This window comes from Soonwooa sp. T0.1_25 (genome assembly GCF_057652215.1).
Genome location: NZ_JBYFBZ010000003.1, coordinates 338,010 through 345,633 on the forward strand (window position 1 = coordinate 338,010; position 7,624 = coordinate 345,633).

The window sequence follows — 7,624 nt, forward strand, 5'->3', positions numbered from 1 at the left end:
ATTAAAATCTGACTTACTATGCTTATTTACTATTATTTAAATTTATAATTAATAAATTCGTGCTTACAAAGAAAAAATAGTTTCATGAAGTTAAAACATACTATCGTTGCGCTTGTTGCGCCCTTTATGATGAATGCACAGCAAAAATTAACGCCCGAAATCTTATGGACACTTAATAAATTAGGCGTTCAGGCAGTTTCTCCAGATCAATCTTCGCTAATCTACAAAGTCAGTAAAACGGATTTGAAAACAGAAAAATCAAATTCTTCTACTTATTTTATGAATTTGCTCAATCAATCGGCAGAGAAAGTTGATTTTGGAAAACGTGCGGTTATCCAATGGGATAAAAATGGCTTGTACGCGCAAGAAGGTAATAAAATTGTGTTGTCAAAAGATGCGGGCAAAACTTGGACAGAATTCTATACAATTGGTACTGATGCAGAGAATATTGTAATTTCTCCAGACGGAAAAAAGGTGGCGTTTAGCAAAGCTGTTTTAGTAGAGAATTTAATGGCTAAAGACAAATATGTTGATACACCAAAATCTACAGGACAAATCTACACAGATCTTAACCACAGACATTGGGACGCTTGGAATGACGGAAAATACAATCACGTTTTTGTAGTTAACACATCCAATTCGTCAGATAAAGCAAAAGATTTATTAGAAGGTAAAAAGTTTGATTCGCCGCAGAAACCTTTTGGTGGAAGCGAGGATTTCGTTTGGAGTCCAGATTCTACAGAATTGCTGTATGTAACCAAAGCTAAAAGTGGTGCAGACTACGCGCAAAGTACCAATACAGATATTTTCGCCTACAACTTAGCAACTGGTCAAACAACCAATTTAACGGAAGGAATGATGGGTTACGATGTTGCCCCCAGTTTTAGTACCGATGGTAAAAATTTACTTTGGTTAAGTATGAAACGCGATGGTTACGAAGCTGACAAAAATGACATTATCGTTATGGATTGGAAGTCTAAAACCAAAAAAAATCTAACTGAAGCTTGGGACGAAACCGTTTCAGGTTCAACATTTTGGAGTGCAGATTCCAAAAATATCTACTTTACAGCGGCTTATCGTGGTACAAAACAACTCTTTGTTGTTGATGCGAAAGGTGGAAAAGTAAATCAAGTTACGAACGGACAATTTGATGTTAACGATGTTGTTGCTCAGACTAAAAAAGGTTTGGTCGTTTCAAAAGTGGATATCAATCACAATGCGGATCTTTTTAATGTTGAATTAAAAAAAGGACAATTGTCACAGATCACCGATGTTAACAAAGATAATTACGCAAAATTAACTTTCGGAAAGTCTGAACTTAAAATGGTTAAAACTTCGGATGGTAAAGAGATGGGCGTTTGGTTCCATTATCCACCGAATTTTGATCCAAATAAAAAATATCCAACACTTCTATATTGTCAAGGTGGTCCACAATCAGCGTTAACGCAATACAATTCTGTAAGATGGAATTTTGCTTTGATGGCAGCTAACGATTATATCGTTGTAGCGCCTAACCGTCGTGGTATGCCAGGTTGGGGAACTAAATGGAACGAAGATATCTCTGGCGATTGGGGAGGACAACCTATTCGCGATTATCTTGCAGCAACGGATTTTGCTAAAACACTTCCGTATGTAGATAAAGATCGTGTTGCAGCTGTTGGCGCTAGTTACGGCGGATATTCGGTGTTTATGTTGGCGGGTGTTCATGAGAATAGATTTAAAACTTTTATTGCGCATGACGGATTGTTCGATATGACCTCTTGGTACGGAACGACGGAAGAATTATGGTTTGCAAATTGGGATTTGGGTGGACCTTATTGGAAAAATCCAACACCAAAGGCTTACACAGATTTTAACCCTATTAAAAAAGTCGCTAATTGGAACAAACCAATTATGATTATCCAAGGAGGAATTGACTTCCGAGTGCCTTATGAGCAAGGACAAGAAGCCTTCCAAGCGGCAAAATTAAAAGGTTTGAAAACTAAATTTTTATACTTCCCGAACGAAAATCACTGGGTGCTTCATCCGCAAAATGGATTGGTATGGCAACGCGAATTCTTCGATTGGTTGAAAGAAACTTTGTAACAGAGCTTGTAAAATAGCCCCGATAGAAGCGGCATCTTTTTGTGGATGCCGTTTTGCGTTGGGGTGGTGGCATCTACAAAAGATACAGCGGATAGCGGGATAAAGCTCCTAAAAATAATTAAAAACGGATCAATCACGTTTAATAAAACGCAGTGTTGTTGATAGCTCCCGAATTTTTTCTAAATTAGACAACGTTTTATGAAAAGGCTTTATTTTTTTTCGAAGATTAATAAATGGATTATTTATACCATTTTGACGGCAGTTGTGATCGGAATCATTTTGTCATCTTCGGTAATGATTAATTATCTGCGAGAAAAAGAAACGGGACGGATAAAGTCGATTGCGACGGCGATGAAGTACATGCAAGATGTTAATTTTGACTATCGTCTGAACGAGTTGTCGCTGAATGTAATTAACGAAAATGAAGATATCCCATTTATCTTGACCGATAAGAAAGGTAATCTGATCGAAAGCCGAAATATTCCTGAAGAGGTCAGAAATGATCCCAGTCGATTGAAGGCTGTGATGCACCAGATGGAAAGTCGTTATCCGCCGTTTGAGATTCAGTTACCCGAATTTAACAATCAATTTATCTATTATGACAACTCACAATTGTTGAATAATCTGAGGTTTTATCCATATGTGTTGGCATTATTTATTGGTGGCTATATTGCGTTTTCGTTTTGGTTTTTGAAAACTTTGAAGAAAACTGATGAAGGTTTTTTATGGGCTGGCTTGGCGAAAGAAACAGCACACCAAATTGGTACGCCGCTGTCATCGATGATTGGTTGGGTCGAAATTATGAAAATGGAAGATGAAAACGGAATGGGCGTTAAAGAGCTGGAACAGGACGTTAACCGACTGAAAACGATTTCGGAAAGGTTTTCAAAAATTGGTTCGATACCAGATCTAAATGATTTGGATTTGACGGAAACGGTTCAACAGAATTTTGATTATTTAAAGAAGCGAATTTCGACGCGCGTTGAGTTTAGTTTGCAAAAAACTTACGAGGAAATAATGATACCACATAGTCGAATTTTGATGAGTTGGGTTATCGAAAATTTGGTGAAAAATGCAGTGGACGCGATGAAAGGTGAGGGCAAACTCGAACTTTTACTGTATAAAAAAAATCGTACCATCTATATCGATGTTAAAGATAATGGCTCGGGAATGACGAAAGCACAAGCTCGAAGTGTTTTCAAACCGGGATATTCTACAAAAAAACGTGGTTGGGGATTAGGACTTTCGCTTGCAAACCGCGTGGTGAAAGAATACCATAACGGCGAAATAAAAGTCAGTCAAACCGAAATCGGAAAAGGCACAACTTTTAGAATTACTTTAAGACTTCCGAAAGATAAATAAAAATTCCACAAAGCGTAGCTTTGTGGAATTTGAGTTGTTATTATTTATGCGATGAGGTTACAATTTGCTCACTGGCACTTTAAAAGCAGCAATTGTTTCGTGTTTGCTATTCAATAATAACAATTTATCCAATTGTACATCAAAATATTTGGTTTCTTTCAAAACTTTTCCAAAAGTAGTTTCGGCTTCCATATCTTGACAAGCCATCATTGTTGCCATGCCTTGGTTGAAGTTAATTTTGTTGCCTGGTTCTATTGTATAAGCCCCATTCATTTGGTTACAACCAGCATTACTACTAAATCTAGATGTCTTTTCATCAAGACTAAGATAGCCTTCTTTTTTACTTGTTTTTTGTGCATCAAATGCTTTACCGTACATTTCTTTCAGATACCATTTTTTATTCAAAAGTTGATTGTAATCTTTTGTTAAAACATAGTGATCTTTTAGAGAACTGGTAATTTTTGTTCCGTCTTGATTTAGCATACTTACACTATCTTCTCCGACAAATAATTTTAAACTTTGACCATTTTTGGTTTTTGGTTTTAGATTAACAACATTCCCTGATTCGTCAAAAGAATATGTACCATTTTCTAGAATGTTTGTTCCGTTTTTACCAAGATAATCTTGTTGTAAAATATAGGTGTTGTCTTTGTTTAGGTAGATTCTTGTCTTTATACCACTACAATCCGCACATGGCAAAACGCCAAGATATACGCCAGGATAATCTAGCGACGTTTTTGCTGTATGACCATCTGGTAAGCTAGATTTAGGAGTTGTCGAACATGCTGACAGACTTAACATTGCTATTGCAAATGCAGAAAAGCCTAAATTCTTAATTGTATTTTTGTTTATCATAACGTATTTTTTTTCATACTTATTCAAAATGTGTTCCTAAAATTTAAATTTCATAAAAAATAAATAATTATTTGCGAATTTTTAAATTGCAAGTTTGAGTTTTTTCAAAATCCGTATCTTCGCAGCATGAAACCAAGTTTTGCAGAATTTGAGTTGCCTAAGGCACTCAATGAAGCTTTGGAGAAACTTAACATCTCTGAGCCAACGCCTATTCAATATAAAAGTTTTTCTCCGATAATGTCCGGTCGCGATATTATGGGAATCGCCCAAACGGGTACTGGTAAGACTTTAGCCTATCTTTTACCGATTCTTAAAGAGTATAAATATTCTAAAACTCAACAACCAAAAATTTTAATCTTGGTGCCTACGAGAGAATTGGTTGTACAGGTTACAGAAGTTCTTATGCAATTGACAGAGTTTATAAACGTACGTGTGATGGGCGTTTATGGTGGTGTAAATATCAATACGCAAAGAAAAAATATTTATGAAAATGGCGTAGATATTTTGGTTGGTACACCAGGTCGTGTTATGGATTTGGGTATTGATAATGTTATCCAATTCAAAGATCTAAAGAAACTTGTTGTTGATGAGTTTGATGAAATGTTAAGCTTGGGCTTCAAAGCACAGTTGACGAATATTTTCACGATGATGAGTGAGAAACGCCAAAACATTTTGTTTTCTGCAACGATGACCGATCAGGTTGATGCGATGTTGAATGAATATTTCAAAAATCCATTAGAAATTTCGTTGGCAAGATCGGGGACACCTTTGGAAAAGATTGATCAGTCGGTGATTCCTGTGGTTAATTTTAATACGAAATTAAATCTTTTAATTCATCTTTTAAAAACTGAAAATGATTTTGAAAAGATTTTAATTTTTGCCAATAATAAAAAACATGCGGATTTAATCTTTAATAAAATTGATGAAGAATTTCCTGAGCAATTTGGTGTAATCCACTCTAACAAATCTCAGAATTTCCGTTTGCGTGTGATGGAAGAATTTAGCAATAATGAACTTCGTGGGATTATCACAACGGATATTATGGCTAGAGGTCTCGATATTCCAGATGTGTCGCATGTTTTCAATTTCGAAATTCCAGAAATTCCAGAGCAATATATCCACAGAATTGGTCGTACTGGTCGAGCTGATAAAAATGGTATTGCAATCAGTTTTTATACACCGAAGGAAGAAGCTGCAATTTTAGATATCGAAGTTTTGATGGATAAAGAAATCCGCAAAGAAGCTTTCTCAAGTGATGTCAAAGTTTCTGATGTGAAAATTGAAGCAGAGAAAGAAGTTATCGTTATGAAAAACCCTGTGGTGGTGAAACTTAACGAAGGCGGTGGTGCTTTCCATGAGAAAAAAGACAAAAACAAAAAAGTCAATTGGGGTGGACCAACTAAGCGTAAACCGCCAAAAACTAAACCAGCCAATCGCGGTCAACAAAAGCAAAAATCTCGCAAGAAAAAATAAAATAAAACGCCCGAATTTTCGGGCGTTTATGTTATTCTAAACTAAAAATTAGTACGTCATTTCAACAATTTTCTTAGCGTCTTCAGGTGTTACCATTTGGTTTTCGCCAAGAAGCCAACCTCTCGATTCAAAAGCCGCTTGTACTTTTTCAGCCGTTCCGTTATAAGAATCGGTATATTCCGAAAGCTTTGTTTTGATATCTAAAGAATGGAAAAACTGCTCCATCGCTTCGATTCCTTTTTTAGCTTTTTCGTCTACGGAACCTTCGGTAATATTCCAAACACGTTCCGCGTATTGTGCTAATTTATCTTTCTTCTTATCAAAATAATAGTGATAATGTTGTGGTGCTACAATTGCTAAAGTTCTTGCGTGGTCGATGCCGTATTGCGCCGTCAATTCGTGTCCCATACTGTGGACAGCCCAATCTTGCGGAACACCTTTCCCGATAAGTCCGTTAAGCGCCATCGTACAGCTCCACATAAAGTTAGCAGCCGCGTCGTAGTCGAAAGCTTCTTCCATCAATTTTGGAGCAACTTCTTGCAAACTCAACAAAATGCTTTCTGCAAAACGATCTTGCAAACTCGCACCTGTTGGATAGGTCATATATTGCTCTAGCACGTGCGTGTAAGCGTCTGTAATACCGTTGGCAATTTGGTTTTTCGGGATTGATCTAATCACTTCAGGATCCAGAATCGAAAACTGAGGAAATAATCCTGGTCCTCCCATTGCTAACTTTTCGCCAGTTCCGCGGCGAGAGATTACAGCGCCAGAGTTCATTTCCGAAGCGGTTGCTGGTAAAGTCAAAACCGTTGCAAAAGGCATTCCTTTTCCTTCTGTGGTTACTACACGGTTTGAAAGGATTTCCCAAGGTTCGCCATCATAGTTGGCTGCCGCTGAAAGAAATTTAACCCCGTCAATAACCGATCCGCCACCAACAGCAAGCAAGTAATCGATGTTTTTGTCTTTGATAACTTGCAAAGCTTCTAGCAAAACTTCGTATTCTGGATTGGCAGGTACGCCACCAAATTCGGTTAATTTGTAGCCATCAAGCGCAGCGATGACTTGCTCGTAAACACCATTCTTCTTGATGCTTCCGCCGCCATAAATCATTAGGATGTTAGCGTCTTTACGAATCTCGCGGGATAATTTTTCAATTTTCCCTTTTCCAAATATAATTTTTGTAGGATTTTTAAACTCGAAATTTAACATTGTAAATATTTTTTTTAGTGCTATAAATTTACGGAATTATATTCTTTTTGGCGTGCCCTTTTGCCAGAAGACGAGGTTAAAAATTGTTAAATCCTTACCGGCAAAAGGTCGCGTCATGCAGGGCTCCACTTCGTTTCGGTGCTGTGCACCGCGCTTTGCAAGCGCGCCCTTTCTACCGCTCACGCATTTTTATTTACGAATTATGAATTATGAATTATGAATTATGAATTATGAATTATGAATTATGAGTTAGTTTTGTTAGACAACAGATAAAGAATCAAGAACCAAGAGCCAAAAACTAAAAACTAAAACCCAACAACTGCCAACTGCAAACCAACAAACAAGTTGCGCGAAACATAGCAGCGGAAATCTTTTTTGTAAGCTTGGGAAAATGTTCTGCACAAAAAGATTGCAGCGAATAGCCTGACCTGACCATTTGGAAAGGTGAGGTGAGGGGCGCGCTCCAATAATTTTAAAACGACACTATCCCATTAAGTGTGTAAGTTAAAAAGTTAGGGCTTGGATTTTATAATCTGAGCCTTTCTTCAAAAATAAGCATAAATAACGACACAGATTTGGGTTTGAGATTCCGGGAAAACCGAGCGAATGGTCTGGGTAAATCCGTTCAGGTTATCAGTAG

At 37.1% G+C, this 7,624-nt stretch carries 5 protein-coding genes; 3 read left to right on the forward strand and 2 right to left on the reverse strand.

Annotated features, from left to right (window positions below; genetic code table 11):
• Positions 1–84: 84 nt before the first annotated feature.
• Together AC23MB_RS06740 and AC23MB_RS06745 are read left to right on the forward strand one after the other, a co-directional pair.
• A complete protein-coding gene (locus AC23MB_RS06740) occupies positions 85–2,085 on the forward strand; it encodes a S9 family peptidase (RefSeq protein ID WP_487786829.1) in 2,001 nt (666 codons plus the stop codon).
• Positions 2,086–2,283: 198 nt separating this feature from the next.
• On the forward strand, positions 2,284–3,447 hold the full coding sequence (locus tag AC23MB_RS06745) for a sensor histidine kinase (protein ID WP_487786830.1): 1,164 nt from the start codon (positions 2,284–2,286) through the stop codon (positions 3,445–3,447).
• 57 nt (positions 3,448–3,504) lie between these two features.
• On the opposite strand, the gene AC23MB_RS06750 is transcribed toward AC23MB_RS06745, so the two are convergent.
• Positions 3,505–4,302, reverse strand: a complete 798-nt coding sequence (locus tag AC23MB_RS06750; protein ID WP_487786831.1) for a copper resistance protein NlpE N-terminal domain-containing protein — start codon at positions 4,300–4,302, stop codon at positions 3,505–3,507.
• Positions 4,303–4,428: 126 nt separating this feature from the next.
• On the opposite strand from AC23MB_RS06750, the gene AC23MB_RS06755 reads away from it, so the two are divergent.
• Positions 4,429–5,775: a DEAD/DEAH box helicase gene (locus AC23MB_RS06755; protein ID WP_313032274.1), complete on the forward strand. Its 1,347-nt coding sequence runs from the start codon at positions 4,429–4,431 to the stop codon at positions 5,773–5,775.
• Positions 5,776–5,823: 48 nt separating this feature from the next.
• On the opposite strand, the gene AC23MB_RS06760 is transcribed toward AC23MB_RS06755, so the two are convergent.
• Positions 5,824–6,984: an iron-containing alcohol dehydrogenase gene (locus AC23MB_RS06760; RefSeq protein ID WP_487786832.1), complete on the reverse strand. Its 1,161-nt coding sequence runs from the start codon at positions 6,982–6,984 to the stop codon at positions 5,824–5,826.
• Between the last annotated feature and the right edge of the window lie 640 nt (positions 6,985–7,624).

What these genes read in the sequence shown, in the direction of transcription:
- AC23MB_RS06740 (WP_487786829.1), top strand. Translation starts at nt 85, where the DNA reads ATGAAGTTAAAACATACTATCGTTGCGCTTGTTGCGCCCTTTATGATG.
- AC23MB_RS06750 (WP_487786831.1), bottom strand. Translation starts at nt 4,302, where the DNA reads ATGATAAACAAAAATACAATTAAGAATTTAGGCTTTTCTGCATTTGCA.
- AC23MB_RS06745 (WP_487786830.1), top strand. Translation starts at nt 2,284, where the DNA reads ATGAAAAGGCTTTATTTTTTTTCGAAGATTAATAAATGGATTATTTAT.
- AC23MB_RS06755 (WP_313032274.1), top strand. Translation starts at nt 4,429, where the DNA reads ATGAAACCAAGTTTTGCAGAATTTGAGTTGCCTAAGGCACTCAATGAA.
- AC23MB_RS06760 (WP_487786832.1), bottom strand. Translation starts at nt 6,984, where the DNA reads ATGTTAAATTTCGAGTTTAAAAATCCTACAAAAATTATATTTGGAAAA.